Raw genomic sequence first — 22,119 nt, forward strand, 5'->3', positions numbered from 1 at the left:
GCCCGGCTGGGGGCCGCGCTTTCTGACCGGCCCGGCAGGAACGTGCCAGCGCCGCCGTCGGTCCCGGCGGCGAATCTATGTTGCGGGCATGAAGCCTACGATCGGCCGGGCGCTCGTCTCGGCGGTGGTCGCGGTGGGCGCCGTGGCGTTCGCGCCGATGGCCGCCGCGGCGGAGCCGCCCGCGGGAGTCTGCACCAACCCGGACGAGGCACTGCCAGCGATCAAGGAGCTGCCGTGGGCGCAGCGCATGCTGGACCCGAAGTCGGTCTGGCCGCACAGCACAGGCAAGGGTGTGACCGTTGCCGTGATCGACTCCGGAGTGGACTCGGACCACCCGCAGATGCGGGACGGCGCGGTACTGCGCGGCGAGGACTTCTACCTCCAAGGCGACTACCCCGGCAACTTCGACTGCACCTCACACGGCACCGCCGTGGCGAGCATCATCGCGGCCCGCCGGTCCTCGGGCGTCGGCTTCGCCGGGCTGGCGCCGGAAGCGCGCATCCTGCCCGTACGGGTGAGCGACCGGGAAGTCGGCGCGAACGGTGATGCGGAGCGGATCGACTCCAAGGTTCTGGCCCGTGGCATCTGGTACGCGGTCAAGTCCGGGGCCAAGGTGATCAACCTGTCCCTGGCCGGCACGGCGAAGGACCACTACGTGGAGGACGCCATCAGAGAAGCCCGCTCCAAGGACGTTCTGGTGCTCGCGGCCGCGGGCAACGCCCGGCAGGGCGGGAGTGGGCCCGCGTACCCGGCCGCCTATCCGGGGGTGATCGGGGTCGGGGCGGTGGGCCAGAGCGGCGTGCTGCTCTCCGGGTCGCAGACCGGGCCGCACGTGGACCTGGTCGCGCCGGGTGGGGACGTGCTCGCCGCCGTACGCGCGGGTGGGCACCGGTACTGGGACGGGACCAGTGTCGCCGCGGCTTTCGCCTCGGGCGCCGCGGCACTGGTCCGCGCACGCCGGCCGGAACTCTCCGCCGACGAGGTCGCGAAACGTCTCAAGGCGACCGCGACACCCACACCTGGGGGCCCGGGCGGCCCTGCGTACGGCGCCGGGCTGATCAACCCGTACCGCGCCGTCATCGACGGGATGACCACGGCCGCCCCCGCCCCACCGCCGACCGTGCGGCCCGCCGTCGCCGACCCGAAGCGGGAGCGTACGGAGGCCTGGTGGGAGCGGCGAGACGACTCCGCCCAGACCGTGTTGATCGCCACCGCCGGGGTCGCCCCGCTCATGCTGATCATGGCGGTGATCTTCGCCGGAGGCCGCCGCACCGGCTGGCGCCCGCGCCCCGCCGAAGCCCTGCCGCCCGCGCCGGGCCGCGAGGAACCCCCGGACCAGGTCTTCCTCCTCGACCCGCCCTCCCCCGAACGCTGACCCCCGAGTGCAGAGAGGGAACAGCCCACGCTGCTCCCTCTCTGCGTTGCGGGTCAGATCGTGGTGCTGCCGACCCGCGCGACCGCCGCCGAGAGCGCCTGCTGGAGCTCACCGTTGGCGGTGATGACACCCCCGCGCAGCGCGTCGAGCATCTGCTGCTGCGCGGTGGACACCTGCTGCCAGGCTGCGCTGACCTCCGCGAACTGGCCACCGGCCGCGTCCATCCAGTCCGCCTCGGTCGCACCGGAGGTGCTGCGCCAGGTGTCCATCTCCTCCTGGACGCGCCCGACCGCGTTCATGATCTGCTGGGCGAGGTCGTCCAGCTGGCCGAAGTTGCCTCTGATCACTTCGGTCATGTGAGCATTCCTCCTCTCCTAGGCGAGCGCACCGTTGAACGGCGCCCCACCGGCGGCCTGGTTGACCGCCGCGGTGCCGGTCTCGTCGGCCGTCACGTACTGGGCCGACGAGAACCGGGTGTTCTCGCCCAGGTTGTTCAAGGCCGCGACGAGCCGGGTGATGCCCTGCTCCCAGTTCGCGTGGGCCTGGGTGAAGGCGATCGGCGCCTGCCCGACCCACTGGCCCTGCAGCGCGGCCACGACGGGCTGCAGCGAGGCCCGGTGGCCCTCGATGTTGCCCGCCACGTTGCCGGCCATGACGGCCGCCCGGTCGAGCGTTCCGATCACGCCATGCAGCTGCTCCGTCATGCGCTCCCTCCTTTCACTGTCGTCCCCGCCGGACGCGGGAAGTCCTCGGAAACGTAAATGCGCGTACGCCTCCTTGGCGGGCTCGGTCCGCTTCCTGCCAGCCCCGGACGGCCCTGGCGACCGTCACCTTCCTGCCAGCACCCGCACGCCGTACGACCACCGGGTGACGATAGGCCAGTCCGCTGAGACGAGCCGTCGACGCCAGGAGGAACACCGTGGGCACCGAGGTCGTACGGCGCCACGCACGCAAACCCGGCCCGGCGCTGCCCTCCGGGGAGTTGGTGCTGGAGGCGCCGCCGGAGATCCCGCTGCCCGGCGCCCGGCAGTGGACGCAGATGCTCTTCCTGCTGCCCATGGTCGGGATCATGGGCATGGTGCTGCTGAACTCCTCCAGCCGCTTGTCGCCCGCCCTGCGCAACGTCGTCCTCGCGGTACTCGTCGTCATCGTCGTGGCGATCGTGATCTTCGCGATCATGCGGAGCTCGGGCCCGAGCAGACAGGAGATGGACACCGGCAGGCGGCTCTACATGCGCGGGCTCGCCCAGCACCGGATGCGGATGCGCCGCTCGGTCGCCAGGCAGCGGGACGCCCTGATGTACCTGCACCCGGAGCCGGGCGCCCTATGGTCGGTCGCGGCCAGTCACCGGCTCTGGGAACGCAGGCCCGAGGACGCCGACTTCGCCGTCGTGCGGGTCGGGACCGGCCCGCAGAGCCCGGCAACACGGCTGATCCCGCCGGACACCAAACCGCTGGAGCAGCTCGAGCCGCTGTCGGCGCTGGCACTCCGCCGTTTCCTCACCACCTACAGCGCCATCGGCGATCTGCCGCTGGCGGTGGCGCTCACCGGTTTCGCGCGGCTGCACGTCCGCGGCGACCGTACGGCCGCGCTCGGCCTCCTCCGCGCCATGGTCGCGCAGCTCGCCACCGTGCACGCACCCGACGACCTGCGGATCGCCGTCTGCGCCGGCCCCCGGGAGACCGCGGACTGGGACTGGGTGAAGTGGCTGCCGCACGCCCTGCACCCGGAGAAGTCCGACGCCGCCGGCCCGCTGCGGCTGGTGGCGCCGGCCGTGCCCGGCATCGAGGCGATGCTGGAGGACCTGCTCGGCTCCCGTCCCCGCTTCGACCCGGACGCGCGGCGCGGCTCCCTCCCCCACCTCGTCGTGATCATCGACGGCGGCGCCGTCGCCGGGTCCGACCACCTGATGGCCGGCACCCCGCCATCACCCCCGGGCTTGGAGGGAGTGACGGTCATCGACCTCACCACCCCGCCGCCACGCACGCTGGACCGTACGACCCTCGTGCTGGACGTGGCCGCCGACGGCGCGCTGGCCGCCGCCACCTTCGACGGCGAGACCGGGCTGGGCCGGGCCGACATGCTGGAGGTGGCCGAGGCAGAGGGGCTGGCCCGTGTCCTGGCGCCGCTCCGGCTCACCAGTGGTGTGAGCGGGGAAGCGCTCGGCAACGATCTGGGCCTGGCCGAGCTGCTCGACCTCGGCGACCCGTACGCTTTCGATCCCACGTCCACGTGGGTGAAGCGGCCGAACCGGGACCGGCTGCGGGTGATGTTCGGTATCCGGGAGGACGGCTCGCCGGTCGAGGTGGATCTCAAAGAGTCGGCCCAGGACGGTATGGGCCCGCACGGGCTGCTGATCGGTGCGACCGGCTCCGGCAAGTCGGAGCTGCTCCGTACGCTCGTACTCGCCCTGGCCATCCATCACCCGCCGAACTCGCTCAACTTCGCCCTGATCGACTTCAAAGGCGGCGCCACCTTCACCCGGCTCGACAGGCTGCCGCACACCAGCGCGGTCATCACCAACCTCGCCGACGAGCTGGCGCTGGTGGATCGGATGACCGACGCCATCAACGGCGAGCTCATCCGCCGCCAGGAGCTGCTCCGCGCCGCCGGCGACTTCGCCTCACTCCGCGACTACGAGCAGGCCCGCGTGGCGGGCGCGCCGCTGCCCGAGGTGCCCACGCTGCTGGTCATCTGCGACGAGTTCAGCGAGCTGCTGTCCGCCAAGCCCGACCTGATCGATACGTTCGTGCAGATCGGGCGGATCGGCCGGGCGCTCGGCGTACACCTGCTCCTGGCCTCTCAGCGGCTGGAGGAGGGACGGCTGCGCGGCCTGGACACGCACCTGGCTTACCGGATCGGCCTGCGGACCTTCTCCGCGATCGACAGCCGGACCGTGCTGGGCGTGACGGACGCGTTCGAGTTGCCGACCGCCCCCGGGCACGGGTTCCTCAAGTTCGGCTCGGAGCCCATGATCCGATTCCGCGCCGCGTACGTCTCGGGCGCCTACCGGCGGCCCGAGGCCGGTGGCGGCCCCACGGGTGGCGGGGGCGCCGAGCCGCTGGAGTACGGCACCGGCTACCTGCCGCCCGCGGTCCTCCCGGTGGAGCCGGCCAAGGAGGAGGACCTGGACGACCCGACGGTCGACAGCCTGATGGACATCCTGGTGGACCGGCTGAGCGGCCGCGGCACCCCCGCCCACCAGGTCTGGCTGCCGCCGCTGGACGAGCCGCCGGCGCTGGACGCGCTCCTCGGCGAGCTCTCCACCGGCCCGGAGCGCGGCCTCTGCGCGAGTGGCCGCGGGCTGGCCGCAAGCCTGCACGCGATCGCCGGCATCGTGGACCGGCCGCGGGAACAGCGGCGCGATCCGCTGGTGTTCGACCTGTCGGCCGCGGCCGGTCACGTGCTGGTGCTGGGCGGGCCGCGCAGTGGCAAGAGCACCGCGGCGCGTACGGTGATCAGCAGCCTGGCCCTCACCCACACCCCACGCGAGATCCAGTTCTACTGTCTGGACTTCGGCGGCGGCACCCTGGCGGCACTCCGCGGCCTGCCGCACGTGGGCGGCATCGCGGGCCGGCAGAACGCGGGTGCCGTACGACGCACGGTGGCGCAGGTCGCGGGCATCCTGGAGGAGCGGGAACGGCGCTTCGCCGCGCACGACGTGGACGGCATCGCCGCATACCGGGCCGCGCGGGCCCGCGGCGAGTTCGTCGACGACCCGTACGGCGACGTATTCCTGGTGGTGGACGGCTGGCAGACGCTCCGCAAGGAGTTCGAGGACCTCGAGACGGCCGTCGGCGACCTGGCCACCCGCGGGCTGGCCTACGGCGTACACGTGATCGCCACCGCGAGCCGCGCCTTCGACCTCCGCCCCGCCGTACGCGACCTCTTCGGCAGCAAAGCCGAACTCCGCCTCGGCGACCCGATCGACACCACCGTCGACCGGATGGCCGCGCTCAGCGTCCCCGAGGGCTCCCCCGGCCGCGGCGTCACCGGGGACAAGCACCAGCTGCTGTTCGCGCTGCCGCGCATCGACGGTGTGGAGGCCGAGGACGGGCTCCGCGAGGCCACCGACCGGCTGGTGACGGCGGTCTCCGAGGCATGGCGGGGCGAGGCGGCCCCGCGCGTGAAACTGCTCCCCTCGACGGTTCCCTACAACTCCCTTCCCGCACGAGACACGGTCGCCGACGGCAAGGTCCGGCTCAGTGTCGGCATCGCCGAGCAGGATCTGGGCCCGGTCGCCATCGACTTCGCCGCCGACCCGCACTTCCTGCTCCTGGGTGACGCGCAGGCCGGCAAGACCGCGTTCCTCCGCCTGGTGGCGCGGCGGATCACCGACGCGTGCACGCCGGCCCAGGCCCGCATCCTGCTCATCGACCATCGCCGCAGCCTGCTCGGCGAGGTCCCGGACGAGTATCTGCTCGGCCACGGCACCGACTCCGAGAGCTCCCGGCACCTGATCTCCGAGGCCGCCCGCGCGATGGCGCTGCGCAGACCCGGGCCGGACATCACCCCGGAGCAGCTGCGGAGGCGGAACTGGTGGACCGGGCCCGAGCTGTTCGTCCTGGTCGACGACTACGACCTGGTCGCCACCCCGGTGGACAACCCGTTCCTGCCGCTCCTGGAGTACACGGCGCAAGGCCGCGAGCTGGGCCTGCACCTGGTGGTCACCCGGCGTACGGGCGGCGCCGGCCGCGGACTTTACGAGCAGTTCCTGGCCCGCGTACGGGACGTCGGCTCTCCGGGCCTCTTGCTCTCCGGCAGCAAGGACGAGGGCCCGCTGCTCGGCGGCCTCAAGCCGGAACCGCTGCCCCCAGGCCGCGGCCGCCTGATCTCCCGCGGCCACAACCCCCGGCTCCTCCAACTCGCCTGGCTCCCACCCACCGAGGAGTGAGGCACGAGGAGCGGTGGCAGCTTGCTGTCCCACGCCCCCGCGCCAGGCCACGAACAGGTTGCCTGAGAACCAGGACCGCACGAGGGAGGAACCGATGACATCCGACGGAGTCGACAACGCGACGGGGGACCTGCGCAGCTTCGCCGGGCGAATGATCCCGGCGAACGCCAGGCTGGCGGCGGCGGAGGCGGAGGGCCTCAAACAGGACAACCTGCCCTGTGGCATGCCCCTCGAGGGCGGCGGCTGCAATACCTACATCCAGAGCGTCAATACCGCTCTTGAACAGTTCGGCGCCTACTTCAACACCATCGAGCAGGGATACGCGGGCTACCAATCCGTCGCGAATGACAGCGCGACCGACTACGCCAATCGCGACGATGTCGGCCGGGCCGAGGTTGAGCGCGCCCTGAATCTCAGCATGCTGCCGAGGTCTGGGAACTCTCCACAGGACGAGCTCCCGCTCCCCCTGCAGGAAAGCGGCATGGGCCCGCGGCCGTCCTTCCCGGGTGCCCTGCCGCAGGCCGGGGCAGAACCCCGATGAGCGTCGCCGCGCTGGCCGCCCGGGTGGAGGAGTTGCTGAAGCAGGCCGAGGCCCAGGAAGCGGACCACACGCCCCGCCTCAGAAGCAGCATCGCCCGTTGGCAGACGATGCTCGCGGAGATGGAGAAGACACGGGACGACCTTCAGGCCAAGACCCGCGAAGTCGCACCCATCTGGCAGGACGCCGCCGGCGAGCTCTATGGCCAGCGTCTGGGCCGCAGCTCGGCGTCGGTGGGCGCCTGGACGCAGCAGCTGAGCTCAGCGGGGATCCCGGCCCAGCTCGAAGGTCTCAGCCAAGTCATTGCGACCACCGCCCAGCAGCTCAGAACGCTGAACCAGGAGGCCCAGACGCTCGCGCAGGAGTACGACCGGCTCCAGGCGGAACTGAGCGCCGGTGTGACTCCGGCCAGGGCCCAGTACATCATTCAACGGCTGGCGCAGATCCGCGCGCGAATGACGGCCATCGTGGCCGAGGCCGAGGGCCTGATCAGGACGTTGAGCGGCGAGTTCGCACGCGTCGGGTCGGTGATCGCCGGGGCTCCGAACGGAACCCCCTGGGACGGACCGGCTACAAGCTCGGGCGCTCAAACCAGTTCCGCCCCATCCGCGGGCGGCCCGGCCGCCCCGGCGGCCGCCCCAGGGGGGTCCCCAGCGGGGTCTCCGGCAGCGGCCCCAGCGGGCGCGGGTGGTGCTCCCTCGGGGGCTGCGGGCGGCGCGCCCGAGGGGGCACCGATGGCCGGGGGCGCACCGATGGCCGGGGGTGCACCGGGGCCGGCGCTTGCCGGTGGTCCGGTAGCGGCGGCGCCCTCACCTGTAGTGCCACCCATGGCTGTGCCACCGCCCTCGATGCCGGCGTCCACGCCGCCCTCGATCCCGGTGTCCACGCCGGCCTCGCCCGGCGGAGTGCCGTACACCGCGCCGATCGGCGCTGTCGGCGCTGTCGGCGCCGGCCTGGCCCGTCCTGCACGGGTCGCCCCGGGAACGATCGGTGCGGGTCCGACCACGTCGACCGCCGCCACTCCGGTGACGCCCGGCGTGGTGGGTCCGGGGCCGGCCGCCACGGGTTCCGGTGGTGGCGGGGTGGGCATGCGCGGGCTTGCCGTTCCGCCGCCCATGATGCCGCCGCGCGGCGGAGGCTCGAGCTCGGGTGGGCCGCCAAAGCCCGGTGACGACGACCCCCGCTACCGCGACCGGTCGCCCCGCAACGTGCCCGGCGTGCCACCGCGGTTGCGCGGGCGTACGGGACGGCTCGATGCCTCGCCCGAGTTCCTCGGTACGGCGAACGGCCCGGCCGCAAAGCGCGATGCCGAAGTGGAGAACGAGACCTCGCAGCCGCTGGTCGAGGAACTCTGGCAGGTCGAAGAGCAGACGCCCGTGGTCGAGGCTCCGCAAACCCGCAGGACCGTCCGATGACGGTCCGCGGCGGCGTCGTCGACATCTGGAAACTCCGCGATGACCTGCGCACGATCCGCGAGCGGGCGGATACCGTACAGGCCACCGCGGAGTCGGAGGACGGGCTGGTCTCGGCGACCGTCGGCAGCCGAGGCCGGCTCCTCCACCTCGACCTGGACGTACGCATCTTCCGCGCCCCGGATTCGCGAGCGCTCGCCGCGACCATCAGTGAAACGCTCGGCCGGGCGAGGGAGAAGGCGGGCAAGGATCTCGCCGCACTCGCCGCCGAGGTGTTCGCCACCCCGCCTCCCGCAGGCCGGGTACCTCGCCCGGATCCCCTGCCCAGCGAAGATCGGGAGCTCACCCGGTCCGTACTCCACCTCCGGGAAGGTATGGCGGCGGTCCGGTCGGTGGCCGAGTCACCGGACGGGCTGATCCACGCGGCCGTCGACGAACGCGGCTCCCTCACGGAGCTGCGTCTGGATCCGCGCGTCTACCGCGGCACCGACCCCCGACCCCTGGCGGAGGCGATCATCGAGACGTTGCGACAGGCAGCGGAACGTACGCAGGAGCAGCTCTTCGAACTCCTGAAGCCGTTCCTTCCCGTCGGCGTACGCCGCGAAGAGACCGACCTCGGCTTCGACCCCCTCATCCACCGACTCGACCGCACTCTGGAAAGAGGCCGCCACCATGGCTGAGCCCCAGAGCGGCGTGGCCCACTTCGCTACCGGCGACCGCACCGCGATGCGGATGCTCTCCCAGCAGAGCGAGACCTTCGGCACCGAATGGGCCGCCGCGAAGGTCACGATCGGGCTGGGCGAGGCGGGGATCGGAACCGATCCCATCGCCGCGGCGTTCAGCGGCGTCTACCGTTCCCCGGCCGAGTTCCTGAAGATCGCTACCGACGAAGTCCCCGCCATCTGCCTGGCCTGGGCGCAGGTCGGAAACACCTCCGCCGATCAGTACGTCGAAAGCGACCGCGCCGGCGAAGGGGCGATCCGCGGCGGTGGCAACTGACCGCGCAGAAAGGCGGCCTGCTCGACTCCCTTTACCGGTACGAGTGGAGCGACCGAGGCGCGGCGGTCGCGGGATTGACCGACTGGATCGCCGAGGATCCGGGGGATCCCCGGGCCAATGCGGCGGCTGGGGCTGCAGCCGAGCACCCAAGCGGGCCTCGACCAGATCGTGCAGAATTCGGCCGGGCTGGGCAACGAGGACTCCGACTGGCTCGCACAGACAGCGCGGACAAAGCCGGGCTTCCTCAACTATGAGCAAGAGTACGACCAATACGCCACGTACTTCGATCAGTACTCGATAGGCGACAACCCGGGAGAGATCCAAAGACACCGCGATGGCCTGGACGGCAACGCCGAAAGGCCTCCCCGGTGACCCTCCACACCAATATGTTCGCCGGTGTCAGAAGGGTCGGCCCGGCGAGAGCGGAATCGATGGGATGACGTTGGCGAGGGCGTCCCGCGCACGGTCGTCGCCCTGGATGTAGTCCTGCACGCACGCGTTCCCGACCTGGGCGTCCCTGGCCAGCGCCGAGACCACCGCGTTGGCCGCATCGCTCGCGGCCTGGGAGTCCGCGTCATAGCCCGGCCTGAACGCGGCGCTCAACAGGTCCCCGCCGATGGCGGCCGCGCCGGAGCCGATCTCACCCTGCTTGGCCGTCCAGGCGCTGTTCAGCCTCCGGCTCTCAGCCGCCAGCTGCTCCATCCTCGCGGCGGCGTCGGCCGGCTGCATGTCCATGTCAGGCGCCATGATCGGATCCACCTCCCAGCACGGCCGGTACCGATGGCCGTCGTGACCGGCGCCGCGCGGTCCAGCGAGCCCCGCAGGCCTGCGGCCGTGTCCGGCCTTCGATGGCCACCGTATGCGCCTTCGGCGATAGCCATGACCTTCGATTATGACGAGATTCGGAGCCGCGCGAAGGCGGGTGACCGGTTGCTGCCAACGGCCGTGGTTCATCCGGCAGTAAGACGCGCACGGCCTCGAACCTGGTCACCGTTCCCCCTACGGCCCGCCGTCGCTCGGGTCGTCATCGTCCTGCTCGGCATCATCGTCCGTCCCCTCGGAGTCATCCGCGGCACGCTCCTCCTGCCTCCATTTCTCCCTGATCCCCTTAAGCCTCGGGCGCCGCATGAACCACTCCGCAAATGTCGCAGCGGCCGCGAGAAAGCCAGTGTCCTCGTTGCCGTAGAGCGTGTATCTGGACAGGTCAATGCGTGCAGCGGACAGTGCGTCGCGCAATGCCGCAGCGCCGAGGCGGCTGAAGGCGGACGCGACGAAGTCGTCTATCTTCTTCTGCGCCTCCTCCGCTGCCGGGACGAGCTTCTCCACCGCTTTCACGATGTCGTGCGGGTCACCCGTTCGCTCCGTCGCCTCCACGGCCTTGTTGTGCTCGTTCACCAGAGCCTCGACCGCCGCCACGACCTGGGCGGCGTCGTTGAGGAGGCCGGGTCTCGTTATCTCTACCTCGTCCGGTACGACCGCCCCGTTGCTGAGGACCTGGCCGAGCAGCCTCTTCACCACGGCGGGGAGATCCCGGACCGCTTCCGCCGCCATGGCGGCGAGCCTGTGTGCGCGGGCGACACGATCCGGGTCGGCCGTGTCCGCGAGATCCGCGAGGAAGTTCGCGACGATCTCCGCGCGAGCTTTGACATTCCCGCCGTACAAAGCCAGCTTGCTGAGCAGGTCGCGGGCGATGTTCTGCTCCGGAGTCAGCTCGGCGGGGTCGAAGAACGGCTCATTCTCGTCCGGTTCGAAGCCGTCGTCGAACCTGGCGGGCACGTCATGCCTGTCACCGCGGTCGGGACCGGCATCTCCTGAAGCGTCGTCGCCCCCCTGGTCCTGGGAATCCCCCTCGTTCTCGTTCCGCAGGCCCCGCTTGGCCGGGTCTTGGGCGTCCTGCTCGTCCTGTGAGCCATCCGGCTCGTCCGGTTCTCCCTGGTCCTCCTGATTCGGGTTCCGTGGATCGTCGAGCCGCCCCGGATCCTCCTCATTCGGGTCCCGCGGATCGTCGAGCTCGCGCGGATCGTCCAGACCGCCTCTCTCATTGCGGGCCGGGGCCCCGCCCGGTCTGCCGCCTCTCGCCGGACTCGGGTCGGCGTCGGGTGAGATGTGGAGCGGAACGGGAGGTGGCATATCGATGCCCCGGTGAGGAGGCGGCGCCAGGCCCGGCCCACCGCCGGGCTCGCCGTGTGCCATCGCGGGGATCCGCTCGTCCCCGGCCTTGGTGTGCATCGGGGGGTCCGCGGGGTTGCCGGACTTGGCGGACGTGAGGTCCGTGGCCGGTCCGCTGTCACCCGCGATCGGGCTGGGTGACGACTCGCCGGCCCCGGCCCGTACCGGCAGGGGGTCCTTCGCGCCGCTGCCCGCGTCGGCGGCCCCGGGACCGTCGCCTCCGGTGCGCGCAAGCGCGGGCTCCGGCTCGCGGAAGTCCTCGCCCGTCGTGATCCCCCTGTCGCCCGGCGAGTCGCCATGTCCGCCGAGGTCCGGTATGGCCGCGTTGCCGTACGGATTCAAGGCACCGCCGAAGGGAGTCGGCTGCGAGCCGAGGGCTCCGGACTCCGGAGTCGTTCTGATCCCGTCCGACGCCGGAACCTCCCTGGTCCCGTCCTGGACCTCCCGAATCCCATCCGGGAGCTCGGGCTTGCGTGCCTCCGGAGGCTCTGCGACGTCGCGGGGCTCCGGTGAGTCGCTGGATCGCTCCGGCGGGTCTGGCCTGCTAGGCCCATCGCCATGTGGGGTGGGTGGTGGAGGGGGACTCTGGGCGGGGCGGCTCTCGGGTGTGGAGGGCCCGGGCTCGGGTTCGCTGGGCGCCAGTGGTCGGTCCGGGCCGCCGCCCCCGTCGTCGTCGGGGTCCGGGCCATCGGGGTTCCCGCCACCGGGCGCGCCCGCGGGTGGGTGGGGGGCGTTGCCGGGGGCGCCGGCGGTCGGAGGGGCAGGGGCGTGCGGAACGGGAGCCGGGGCGGGACCGTCCGTGGCGGGTGCGGGCTCCGGGTCCGGCCCTGGGGCACCGGTGCCCGGATCCGGGGCACCGGCGTCCGGGCCGGGTGCGGGCGCGGGGCCAGGATTAGGCCGGCCTGGGGGTGATGGAGCCGGAGCAGGCACAGGAGCTGGCTCCGGCGCCGGCTCCGGCGCTGGCGCCGGGGTCGGGGCCGGGGCGGGGGCGGGGGCCGGCTCTGGTGAGGGAGCGGGAGCAGGCGCCGGGTCTGGGTCCGGTGACCCTCCGTCCGTCCTGTTGACGAGATCACTGATCCTGGTCAGGCCTTTGCCGCCGCCGACCAGTTCGGCGAGGGTGGCGATGCTCCGGCCGATCGCCTCGCCTTCGTTGCCGGCGTTCCAGTCCTCCACGATCGGGGTGACGAGGCCCTCGGCGACGTCCTGGGCCGCCCCCACCGGATCCTCTACGACCCGCTGGGCGGTTTCTTTGAGCTCTTGGAGGGAGGGGAAGTCGAGCAGGCCCCGGACGGTCTCGGCCGCGTGGTCGGCGATGCCCTGCCCGACCCCCTGAACCTCCCGGCCGATATCGAGGGCGGTGCCCAACGCCGTGCCGTACGCGGATATGTGCGCGACCGCCTCTTGGACGAGCCCGTCGATCATCGACGCGACCATGTTGACGACCCCGGCCTGCGCGATGCCCGTGGGATCGGCGGCCGCCAGATCGTAGACCCAGATGTTGGCGTTGATGGTCTCGGCGATCTTGCTCTTGAGGCGCCAGACCTCGTACGCGAAATCGTCGGTACGTACGGCCACGGCCTCCATGCCGGTGGCCGTCTCGCCCGCGCGCGCGGTGGTTCCCTGTACGCGCGCGGCGAACTGCCCGCCCACGGCATCGGCCCAGGGGCCGTTCAGCCCGCTCGTGTCGTAGCGGCCGGTGGCGGCGAAGTCCGCGGCGGCCGTGCGCCAGGACTGGGCGAGGGACTGGAGCCCCGCCTCGTCCGGCTGCGGCCACTGCGCCCCCTGTGCCTTCACCCGCTGCCAAAGCTCATGCGTCGGCTCGGGAACGGGCGTCAGCGCTCCGGGGGGCATGGGTCAGCGCCCCCGCTCTCCGCAGCGGTGCCGGGGCCCGATCTGGATCATGGTTGCTCCCACGTCTCGGGGTCAGGTGGATCGGCCGGCGGCGGGGGAAAGTGCGCTGCCTTGGGGGACTCGGGTGACCAGGCCCACGGGGAGAAGGACCGCATTGGCCCGGAGGTAGCCGAGGATTCCGAGGACTTGCCGGTCGGCAAGGGCGTGGGCGCGGCCCTGGTCGGTGACGAGGAGGAGCGTGCCCGCGCCGGCCGTGCCGCTCGGCATGACCCGGGCCAGGGCCGCCTGGCCCGGGGGGACGTACACGTGGTCCGCCACGGGGAGCCCCTCGGCCGTACGGCCCGGGGTCGAGGCCATCGGCCCGTTCGGCATCCGGCCGTCCAGACGGAGCCGGGGCACCATCGCGCCGGAGTCGAAGGTGGCGCAGACCGTGGCCGGTTCGCGTCCGGCGCCGACGATCACCGGGCGGCGGGGCGGTGCGGCACCGCGTGAAGGCGCGGGCGCGGACCTCTGGGCGGCCTCGGACAGGGCGACCAAACCCAGCTCCACCCCCGCGGGCTCACCGCCGCCGTAGGCTTTGGCGTTGCCCTTGTACGCGAGCTGGATCTCGTACTGGAGCTCCGAGATGGGGCGCAGCCGGTTCGGCTCGGCCAGGAAGTGTTGGGCACGGCCGCTCGTACGCGCCACCAGCACCTGCCCGGCGCGCAACTTCGGCATGCGCGGCACCGCGGTCGAACGCTCACCCGCCTCCGGCACCTTGATCGGCGCGATCTCGTCGCCGGCGGGCAGGATGTCCACCACCCCGGCGTCGACCCGGATGGGCCGTTCCGCGTCGAGTGCCAGCCCCACGTCGACGGTGTCCCGTTCGTCGATGCGGTGCCGGTAGCCGCGCCAGACCAGGTAGTGGTCCCTGCTGTCCGGCACCTCCAGCAGCAGCGCCCTCTCGCCGAGGGCCTGGCCGCCGGTGGGGTCCGTGCCGACCAGCAGCGCGGAGTCCTCGGCCGCGGTGCCGGAGGACTCCTCGGTGGGGCGGGAGCAGAGCGTCCAGCCCGCACGGAGCAGCTCCTCCGGGCCGGGCAGCGCGTCGGGGGCGTCGGGGATGCCGATGACCGGGCCGCGGGCCACGCCCATCAGCGAGTTCCGGGAGACCGAGAGGGTCTCCGCGTTCTCGCCCAGGGCCAGCAGGGCCGAGGTGTAGTTCCGCACGGGGTGCAGGCGGCCGTTGAGGTAGACGTAACGGGTGCCGGTCTCCTTGACCACGATCACCGACCTGCCGTCCCGCCAGGACGTGTTGCCGCCCGGCACGACGATGCCGTAGACGTACACCACCAGCAGCGCGATCGCGCTGATCACCAGGCCGCCGGCGGCCGAGTTGGTGATCCGGCGGAACGGGGGCTGCTCGGGGTCGGTCTCCCGGCTCACCAGCGCGGACGAGATCCGCTGGCCGATGAACCGGTACGCCTGGAGCTGGTCGCGCTTGGTCGCCACCGGTTCAGCCCCCCAGCCCGCGGACCAGCCCGTACAGGCCGAGCACCGCGCAGACGACCGGTACGCAGGCCAGCACCAGCACCACTTCGAACAGCTGGGAGTAGCGGCCGAGGACGGGGCCCGGCGGCCGGCGCGCGTACACCAGGCCCGCGGTCACGCCGGCGGTGGCCGTCACTGCCAGCAGCGGGACGGCGATCACCAGCAGGTCCTCCCGGTCGGCCATCAGCGGACCCATGGCCAGGCAGGCCGCGGCGAGCAGACCGGCCGCCAGCAGCGGCACCCGCTGCCGGATCGCCGGGTAGAGCCGCGCCCGTACGCCGAACCCCAGCGCGAGCAGAGCCAGCAGGATCGTCACCGACCTGCCGGAGGTACGGAGCATCGTCAGTTCCGCCACGATCGCGGCCAGCGCGCCGCCCCCCACCAGGCCGGTGAGCAGGGCGTCCGTACGCAGCACCGCCGCGTACACCGCCTTGCGGGGCGGCTGCGGGTCGTCGCGTACCAGGTCGGCCGCCGTACGCGGCAGCACCGGCAGCGGCAGCCGCCCGAGCCGCGCCGCCACCGGCGTGAACAGCGGCGAGAAGACCATCACCAGGCCGGCCACCACCGCGGCGGCGCCGGTGGCGTCGACCGCCCCCGTGGTCACCGCCCACGAGGCCAGAGCGCCGAGCAGGCCCACGGCCGCCGCCCCGACGAAGATCGCCGCACGGCCGACCACGCCGAGGTGCCCGAGGACCGCCGCCAGCAGCAGCGCCGCGTTCCCGCTGAGCAGTTGCGGGGCGCCGTACTCGGTCAGCGGCAGGCCGGCGCCGAGCAGCATCGCACCGCCGGCGAAGGCGGACGGGAGGGCCAGGGCGGCCAGCGCCGCGCCGGACCGGGCGTCGCCGCCGGCGCGGGCCAGTGCGGTCCCACCGGCCATCAGCAGGACCGCGACCGCGAGGGCGACCAGGCCGGGCAGTGGCCACGGTGGCCCCGCGCGGACGATCGCGTACAGGATCAGGGCCACCGCCGTTCCCGCGGTGACCAGCCCGGCCCTCTGGGTGTGCACCGGGCCCCAGGGCCGCCCGGCACGGCCCGCGCCGTCGGCGATCGCGTCGACCAGGTCGTCGTACTCCGCTTCCGGCCACTGCGTACGGCGCGGAACCAGGTGCAGGACCTCGCCGTCGCGGACCTGATGGGCGTCGAGCGTACGTGCCCCTTCCACGGCAGTGCCGTCCGCGCGGCGCAGCATCCAGCCGCCGTCCGGCACCCCCTCGTCGGCGAGGCCGTCGCCCGCCATGCGGAGCAGCCCCGGAAGGATCTCGGCCACCGGCGAGCGTTCCGGCAGCGCCAGGTCGATGCGCCGCCGCGGTGCCGCGATGGTCACCCGCACCAGGCCCGTGGTCGTCATCCCGGCCTTCCCATCTGGTGAGGAGCCGCGTCAGGTTGCTGTCACGGGCTCCGGGGTGTGTTCTGGTGTTCCTACGATGGGCCGCCGTGCCCGCCCTGGGGCGGACGCGGCAGGTAGCTGACACGGCAGTGGGCCCATGGGGGCAGGCGAGTGAAACGCGAGGGCAGCCACGTGACGACCGGAACGGGTGACGACGGGCTCGTCCCGCTGGGCACCGGGCCCACGGCCACCGTGTACGCCGGCGTGTCGCCGGCCGGCGAGGCGTACGCCCTCAAGGTCCTCCCCGGCCCGCTGGACCGGCGGACCCGCGGCGACGTGGAGAAGGAGCTGGCCCGGCTGGCGGCGCTCCGCGGCCAGGCCCCGATCCTGGTGGCCGACCGCCTGGAGGAGATGCCGGACGGGCGGCACGCGCTCCGCATGGAGCTGTTTCCGCAGTCGATGCCGGAGTTGATCGGGTCGTTCGGCCCGCTCTCGGTGCCGGACGCCCTCGCCCTGGGCACGGCGATCGCCTCGGCGATGGCCACCGCGCACCGGAGCGGGATCGTGCACGGCGGCGTCACGCCGGGCAACGTGCTCTTCCGGGCCACCGGGGAACCGATTCTGGCGGACTTCGGGGTGACGCTGCGGCAGGTGTTCCCACCGGATCCATCGGAGTTCGCGGCGCCGGAGAGCATCCGGGACGGCTCCGCGGACCAGAGCTCCGACCTGTACGGGCTGGGCGGGATCCTCTATCTGGCGCTGGCCGGCCGCTCCCCGTACGCGGGCACGCCGGGCGAGCCGCCCGAGGAGCGCGTACTACGGGCGCTCAGCACCTCGGTGCCCCGGCTCGACCGGCCCGACCTGCCGCCGGGCCTGGCGGACCTGGTCGCCGGACTGCTCGCCAAGGACCCCGCGGCCCGTCCAGCCGACGCGGCCTCGGTGGCCGGCCGGCTCACCGCGCTCCACGCCGGCGTCACCGGGCAGAACCGGCCCGCGCAACCGGGCGATGCCTTCGACGACTTTGCGGGCGCGACGGCGAACGTGCCGCCGCCGCTGCCCGCCCAGTCCCCGCCGCCGACGCCGGAGCCGCCCGCCCCCTCGCTGCCCGCAGGCGCGCCCCTTGCCCAGCCCCAGCCGTTGCCGCTGGGCAAGCCGATCTTGGAGTTCACCCCGGAGGACCGGCCGAAGGAGGAGCGGCGTTCGCCATGGGGGCCGGTGGCGATAGCCGGCTTCGCGCTCCTCGCCGTGGTGGCCGTACTGCTCATCGTCAACCGCCCCGAGGGGCTCGCCGACCCGAAGACACCGCCCCGCGCGGCCCAAACCAGCAAGGCCCCCACCCCGGCTCCCGGCCCCGACGTCCAGATAGAGCTGGTCGAAGTCAGGGATCAGGCCAACTCCGTGAAACTCAAGTGGACCAGCAGCCGGTCCATCGACTTCGTCGTCACCTATGCCACCGCGGAGGAGACCAAGTCGCTCCCGCCCACTCGGGCCACGGAGTCCGTCGTGAAGATCGACCCGGAGAAGGCGTACTGCTTCGAGGTCATGGGCATAGACAGCAGCGGCCGCCACTGGACGAGCGCACCAAAGCCGATCCGCAAAGCCACCTGCCAATCGTGAGGCCCCACCGGCCGTCCGGGGCACTTATCGGGCTCTGAGGAACGCACCCTGGGCAAGCGCTATGGGGAAGACTTTTGGAGCGGCGACCTGCGATTTCTCCACCGAAAGCCTTCCCTCTGAGTGTTGCGGAGGGGGAGTAGGGGGCGCGGGTTGAGGGTGGCGCGGAGGCGGCGCCAGGGGCCTTGGCGGGCCAGGCCGAGACGGACGGTGCGCACGGCGGTCCAGGCCTGGCGGTCGACCTGTTTTCCGGGGGTGTTGCCGGCCCAGAGGGCTACGTCGACGGCGTCGGCGAGATGGTCGAGGGCGGTCACGGTGGGCGGATCGGCGGTACGGGCGACCTCGGTGGTGAGGTCGCGCAGCGTCATGCCGGCGGAGACCGGGACGCCGTACGCCCTCAGTTGGTCGCGGACCTCCTCCCAGGCCCCCACCACCGCGCCCACGCCGGGCCGGAGCCGACGCCGCCGGGTCCGCAACGCCTTGGCCGCCGGCACCCCGAACAGCCAGCTCGCGAGCAGCAGGCCCGGGGGCAGAAGGAGCAGCAGGGACCACGGCACGCTGAGCCCGGCGTCTCCGTCGTTCCGCCGCCGGCCCGCGGGGGCGTCAGGGCGTACGGGCGGCTCGCTGAGGTCCTCCGGGGGCGGCAGTTCGTCGCGCAGCTTCTGGGTGGGCTCCGCCAGCCCGCCGCCTCCGGCGCCGGAGGCCTCGGCGGTGCCGGCGGGGTTGAGCGGCACCCAGCCGACTCCCTTCACCGCCACCTCGGGCCAGGCGCCGGCGTTGCCGCCGCGAACCGTGTAAGCCCCACCGGACGCGGGCGGGGCCTTGTACCCGACCACCAGGCGGGCGGGGATGCCCCTGGTCCGGGCCAGCACCACGTAGGCGGCGGCGAACTGCTCGCTCGTCCCCCTCCGCTCATCGAAGAACTCCTCCAATTTGAGCCAGGAGTGCCCGGTCGGCAGCTCCCCCGAGGTCACGTGCGTGAAGTCGTCCCGGAAATACGCCTCCATCGCCAGGGCGGTCTCCAGGGTGGCGCGCTTGTCCCCCGAGGCCTCCTTCGCCTTCGGCGCCACCCAGGCCGGCACGTCCTCGCCCAGGGGATCGCGGCCGCCCGGAGCGTCCCAGTCAAGGCCCGCGTTGCGGAGGGTGTCCTTGCTGATCTGCTGGGGTTCCCACCACGACAGCAGGTACTCGGCACCGGCGGCGGAGCCTTCGGGCAGGAGGAGGGTGCCGCGCTCCGGATCGATCAACGGGGTGGCACCGTCCACCTGGGCCGGTGATTGCTGGCTCGGCAGCCACGGGCCGCCGGTGTCCACGACCTCGATCCGTGCCGTACGGCGCTTCACCGGCCCGGTGAGCAGCGGGCCCTGCGGTATGCCGGAGCCGAGGCGGCGGAACCCGCCCTGGGTGCCGGTCCAGTTGACCCCGTCGTACTCGTCGAGCACGACCAGCGGCCAGTGGGTCACGCCCGCGCCGCCACTGAGGACCTCGAAGACCGGGGAGCCGGACGCGGTGAGCCGGCCGCCGAGGTCGTCCAGGGGGCTGGTCGTCTGGACGTTGGTGACCGGTGCGGAGACCTCGTTCCGCAGTGTGTACGCCTCCGGCCGGGCCCCCGGAAGCAGCCCGGCCGGCACCGCCACGGCCATGGCCAGGATCACGGGCGCCGCGGCCCGCGTCAGGGCCAGGCCAGGCTGCCGCTCCGCGCGTGCCGTCTCGGTGGCCGACCCGGCACGGACGGCGGCCAGCAGCGAGGCGGCGGCCGCGGCGTACGCGAGGGAGCCGAGCACCGCCACGCCGGGCTCCGCCTCCAGCGGGCCGTAGAACTGGCGGAAGATCGCGATGGCGAGGCTCGGCAGCAGCGCCGGCAGCGGGCCGCGGAGGCGGTGGACGAGCTCCACGCCGAACACGGCGGCGAGGACGACCATGATCGGGATGAAGAGCAGGTTCGGCGCCTCCGGCCGGGCGGGCCAGGTGAACTGCAGGGTGAGCTGCCAGGAGTCGGTGATTCCCGCGGCCATGGCCTGGAGCGTGCGTGGCGTGGGGAGTCCGAAGATCGTGGTCGTCCAGAGGGAGGTGACGCCGACGGCGATCACGCCGGCGACGACCGTGGCGAGCGGCCGCCACGGCTCCAGCCGCCGCCCCGAGAAGGCCGGCGCCGTCGCCAGCACCACGACGGCCGGTACGCACACCGGCACCAGCAGGGCGCTGAACTCGAAGACCCCGGCGTACAGCAGGCCGGCGACGACGGCCGCCAGCACCACACAGACCGTCGGCCGGGCGCGTATGAGGAGCCGGATCATGCCGTCGCCACCTCGTTCCAACGCCGAACCGCCTCTTCCGCACCGGCGGCGCCGAGGATCCGCACCCCTGGAACCGTGACGGCCACCGGCTTCTCCTCCGCCAGCACGATCATGTGGATTGCGGGGAACCGGTGCCGGAGCCGGGCCAGCTCCGCGGGACGCGTGGTCACGGAGGTCACCACCACCAGTACGCCGCCCGCCCCTCGCCCGGCCGACAGCGCGGCGGGCACCAGCGCGCTGTTCCGGCCCCCCTCCCGCCCGACCTGGGCCAGCTCGTCCAGGAGGCGCAGCGCCGCCTTCGGGCCGCCCGGCATCGGTACGTCCAGCCCGGCGGGGGTGATCAGCCGGCTGTGGGACCCCGCGCGGGCGGAGGCCGCCAGCAGCGAGGCCGCGGTGTCCACCGCCTCCTCGAAAAGGCCCTCCGCGAAGGTGGTGGTCCGGGTGTCCAGCAGCAACGTGAAACGGGGCTGTTCGGGGTCGGCGAGCTCGCGGACCATGAGCCGGCCCGTCCGGGCGGTGGCCTTCCAGTGCAACAGGCGGAACTCGTCGCCGGGGGCGTACTCGCGCAGGTCCACGAACTCCATCGAGCCGCGGAGCGCGTCGTCCGTGGTGGCGCCGTCGTGGTGGTGGCGGCGGTGGCCGCCGGTCAGGGCGCGCGCCGGATACTGCCGGGGGTGCACCCAGAGCGTGTCGGTGGCGCCGCTGGGGTGGCGGCTCCGGGCCAGCTCCAGCGGGTCCACCCGGTGCAGGGTGAGGGGGCCGACGGTGAGACGGCCGCGTTTGCCGGTGGGGATCTCGTAGGTGTAGGAGGCACCGGCCCCCGGGCGCAGAGGGCGTGCGCGGATCGTCCGGGTGGCCTCCCCCAGCGCGTCGGTCGTGGTGAACGCGGCGAGGCGGTGACGCCCCGAGTTGTTCACCCGGAGCCGGGCCATGGCGGGATCGCCCTTCTCCACGCGGCCCGGATAGACGGAGCGGCGTACCTCGACCCGCAGCGTGCGCGCGGTGAGCAGCACCGCCGCCAGCACGGCGCCGAGAGCGGCGGCCCCCAGCGCGGCCATGAACGGGTACGCACCCCAGAGCCCGAATCCCAGCATGGGCACGCCGAAGGCGAGCAGTGCGGCCCCACGCCCGGTCAGGCGAACGCTGCAGGACACTTCGTCAGGACCCGGCGCGCGCCATGGGAGCGGGGGTGGTGGAGAGCACTTCCCCGACGACGTCCGGGGTGGGCCGCCGGCTGAGCTCGGCCTCCGGAGTGAGCACCAGCCGGTGGGCCAGGACCGGGACGGCCACCTCCTTGATGTCGTCCGGGGTGATGAAGTGCCGGCCCTGGACGGCCCCGAGCGCCTGGGCCGCACGGACCAGCGCGATGGAGCCCCGCGGGCTGGCGCCGTACCGTACGTCCGTGTGCTCCCGGGTACCCCGCGCCACCCGTGCGGCGTAATCGGCGACGGCCGGATCCACGTGGCCCTCGCGTACGGTGGTCACGGCGTCCCGGACGGCCTCGATCCCCACCACTTCGGGCAGGTCGTCCGGGCTCACCCCGGCCCGGTCGTCCATGATCACCTCGACCTCCGCGGCCAGATCCGGGTAGCCCACCGAGAGCCGCATCAAGAACCGGTCGAGCTGCGCCTCGGGCAGCCGGTACGTGCCCTCCATCTCGATCGGGTTCTGCGTCGCCACCACCAGGAACGGGCGGGGCACCTGGTAGGCCATGGCGTCCGCCGTCACCTGCCGCTCGGACATCACCTCCAGCAGCGCCGACTGGGTCTTCGGCGTGCCGCGGTTGATCTCGTCGGCCACCACGATGTTGGCGAAGACCGCGCCGGGGTGGAACGCGAACCGCTCCTCTTTCTGGTGGTAGACCGTGACGCCGGTGACGTCGCCGGGCAGCAGGTCCGGGGTGAACTGGATGCGGCTCCACCGCCCGCCGATGCTGCGGGCCAGACAGCGGGCGAGCGTGGTCTTGCCGAGGCCGGGCACGTCCTCGATCAGCAGGTGGCCCTCGGCCAGCAGGGCCGCCAGCGCCATCCGGATCAGCTCCGGCTTGCCCTTGATCACCTGCTGGACGTTGGCCGCTATGGCCGCCGCGACCTCCGCCGGATTGCCACCGTTCACT

Annotated in this window: 17 protein-coding genes; 8 read left to right on the forward strand and 9 right to left on the reverse strand. The window is 72.9% G+C overall.

What is annotated here, in order from left to right; genetic code table 11:
* Nucleotides 1-88: 88 nt before the first annotated feature.
* The gene (gene mycP, locus ABD340_RS22875; protein WP_344591458.1) at nucleotides 89-1,375 is read left to right on the forward strand and encodes a type VII secretion-associated serine protease mycosin; all 1,287 of its coding nucleotides are present in this window, start codon (nucleotides 89-91) and stop codon (nucleotides 1,373-1,375) included.
* 53 nt (nucleotides 1,376-1,428) lie between these two features.
* On the opposite strand, the gene ABD340_RS22880 is transcribed toward mycP, so the two are convergent.
* Together ABD340_RS22880 and ABD340_RS22885 are read right to left on the reverse strand one after the other, a co-directional pair.
* The gene (locus ABD340_RS22880) at nucleotides 1,429-1,731 is read right to left on the reverse strand and encodes a WXG100 family type VII secretion target (protein WP_344591460.1); all 303 of its coding nucleotides are present in this window, start codon (nucleotides 1,729-1,731) and stop codon (nucleotides 1,429-1,431) included.
* An 18-nt stretch (nucleotides 1,732-1,749) separates the two neighbouring features.
* Entirely contained in the window at nucleotides 1,750-2,079 is a 330-nt protein-coding gene (locus tag ABD340_RS22885) for a WXG100 family type VII secretion target (protein ID WP_344591462.1), read from the reverse strand.
* A 215-nt stretch (nucleotides 2,080-2,294) separates the two neighbouring features.
* On the opposite strand from ABD340_RS22885, the gene eccCa reads away from it, so the two are divergent.
* The 6 genes from eccCa to ABD340_RS22915 all read left to right on the forward strand — a co-directional run bounded on the left by eccCa (nucleotide 2,295) and on the right by ABD340_RS22915 (nucleotide 9,590).
* Complete coding sequence (gene eccCa / locus ABD340_RS22890; protein WP_344591464.1) at nucleotides 2,295-6,269, forward strand: type VII secretion protein EccCa; 3,975 nt, start codon at nucleotides 2,295-2,297, stop codon at nucleotides 6,267-6,269.
* Nucleotides 6,270-6,363: 94 nt separating this feature from the next.
* Nucleotides 6,364-6,810 carry a hypothetical protein gene (locus ABD340_RS22895; protein ID WP_344591466.1) on the forward strand — a complete coding sequence of 149 codons (447 nt, stop codon included), beginning with the start codon at nucleotides 6,364-6,366 and terminating at the stop codon, nucleotides 6,808-6,810.
* On the forward strand, nucleotides 6,807-8,222 hold the full coding sequence (locus ABD340_RS22900) for a hypothetical protein (RefSeq protein ID WP_344591468.1): 1,416 nt from the start codon (nucleotides 6,807-6,809) through the stop codon (nucleotides 8,220-8,222). The genes ABD340_RS22895 and ABD340_RS22900 overlap by 4 nt, the downstream gene beginning before the upstream one ends.
* Nucleotides 8,219-8,899: a YbaB/EbfC family nucleoid-associated protein gene (locus tag ABD340_RS22905; protein ID WP_344591469.1), complete on the forward strand. Its 681-nt coding sequence runs from the start codon at nucleotides 8,219-8,221 to the stop codon at nucleotides 8,897-8,899. Before ABD340_RS22900 ends, ABD340_RS22905 begins: the two co-directional genes overlap by 4 nt.
* Complete coding sequence (locus ABD340_RS22910; RefSeq protein ID WP_344591470.1) at nucleotides 8,892-9,218, forward strand: hypothetical protein; 327 nt, start codon at nucleotides 8,892-8,894, stop codon at nucleotides 9,216-9,218. The genes ABD340_RS22905 and ABD340_RS22910 overlap by 8 nt, the downstream gene beginning before the upstream one ends.
* 117 nt (nucleotides 9,219-9,335) lie before the next feature.
* Nucleotides 9,336-9,590 carry a hypothetical protein gene (locus tag ABD340_RS22915; RefSeq protein WP_344591471.1) on the forward strand — a complete coding sequence of 85 codons (255 nt, stop codon included), beginning with the start codon at nucleotides 9,336-9,338 and terminating at the stop codon, nucleotides 9,588-9,590.
* Between the two features lie 27 nt (nucleotides 9,591-9,617).
* Here the strand turns inward: ABD340_RS22915 and ABD340_RS22920 are convergent, their stop codons facing one another.
* The 4 genes from ABD340_RS22920 to eccD all read right to left on the reverse strand — a co-directional run bounded on the left by ABD340_RS22920 (nucleotide 9,618) and on the right by eccD (nucleotide 16,113).
* On the reverse strand, nucleotides 9,618-9,965 hold the full coding sequence (locus ABD340_RS22920; RefSeq protein ID WP_344591472.1) for a hypothetical protein: 348 nt from the start codon (nucleotides 9,963-9,965) through the stop codon (nucleotides 9,618-9,620).
* Between the two features lie 252 nt (nucleotides 9,966-10,217).
* Nucleotides 10,218-13,238: a WXG100-like domain-containing protein gene (locus ABD340_RS22925; RefSeq protein ID WP_344591473.1), complete on the reverse strand. Its 3,021-nt coding sequence runs from the start codon at nucleotides 13,236-13,238 to the stop codon at nucleotides 10,218-10,220.
* Between the two features lie 72 nt (nucleotides 13,239-13,310).
* On the reverse strand, nucleotides 13,311-14,726 hold the full coding sequence (eccB, locus tag ABD340_RS22930; protein WP_344591474.1) for a type VII secretion protein EccB: 1,416 nt from the start codon (nucleotides 14,724-14,726) through the stop codon (nucleotides 13,311-13,313).
* A gap of 4 nt (nucleotides 14,727-14,730) precedes the next feature.
* Nucleotides 14,731-16,113 (reverse strand): type VII secretion integral membrane protein EccD, encoded by a 1,383-nt coding sequence (gene eccD, locus ABD340_RS22935; protein ID WP_344591475.1) that lies wholly within the window; start codon nucleotides 16,111-16,113, stop codon nucleotides 14,731-14,733.
* Between the two features lie 171 nt (nucleotides 16,114-16,284).
* On the opposite strand from eccD, the gene ABD340_RS22940 reads away from it, so the two are divergent.
* On the forward strand, nucleotides 16,285-17,709 hold the full coding sequence (locus ABD340_RS22940; RefSeq protein WP_344591476.1) for a protein kinase domain-containing protein: 1,425 nt from the start codon (nucleotides 16,285-16,287) through the stop codon (nucleotides 17,707-17,709).
* 59 nt (nucleotides 17,710-17,768) lie between these two features.
* Here the strand turns inward: ABD340_RS22940 and ABD340_RS22945 are convergent, their stop codons facing one another.
* From ABD340_RS22945 to ABD340_RS22955, 3 genes are read right to left on the reverse strand one after another with little or no spacing between them, the layout of a single operon-like run.
* Nucleotides 17,769-20,003: a transglutaminase TgpA family protein gene (locus tag ABD340_RS22945; protein WP_344591478.1), complete on the reverse strand. Its 2,235-nt coding sequence runs from the start codon at nucleotides 20,001-20,003 to the stop codon at nucleotides 17,769-17,771.
* Nucleotides 20,000-21,157 (reverse strand): DUF58 domain-containing protein, encoded by a 1,158-nt coding sequence (locus ABD340_RS22950; RefSeq protein ID WP_344591480.1) that lies wholly within the window; start codon nucleotides 21,155-21,157, stop codon nucleotides 20,000-20,002. The genes ABD340_RS22945 and ABD340_RS22950 overlap by 4 nt, the downstream gene beginning before the upstream one ends.
* A 4-nt stretch (nucleotides 21,158-21,161) precedes the next feature.
* A complete protein-coding gene (locus ABD340_RS22955; RefSeq protein ID WP_344591481.1) occupies nucleotides 21,162-22,118 on the reverse strand; it encodes an AAA family ATPase in 957 nt (318 codons plus the stop codon).
* Nucleotide 22,119 lies beyond the last annotated feature (1 nt).

Source organism: Actinomadura vinacea (assembly GCF_039532545.1).
GTDB lineage: Bacteria > Actinomycetota > Actinomycetes > Streptosporangiales > Streptosporangiaceae > Spirillospora > Spirillospora vinacea.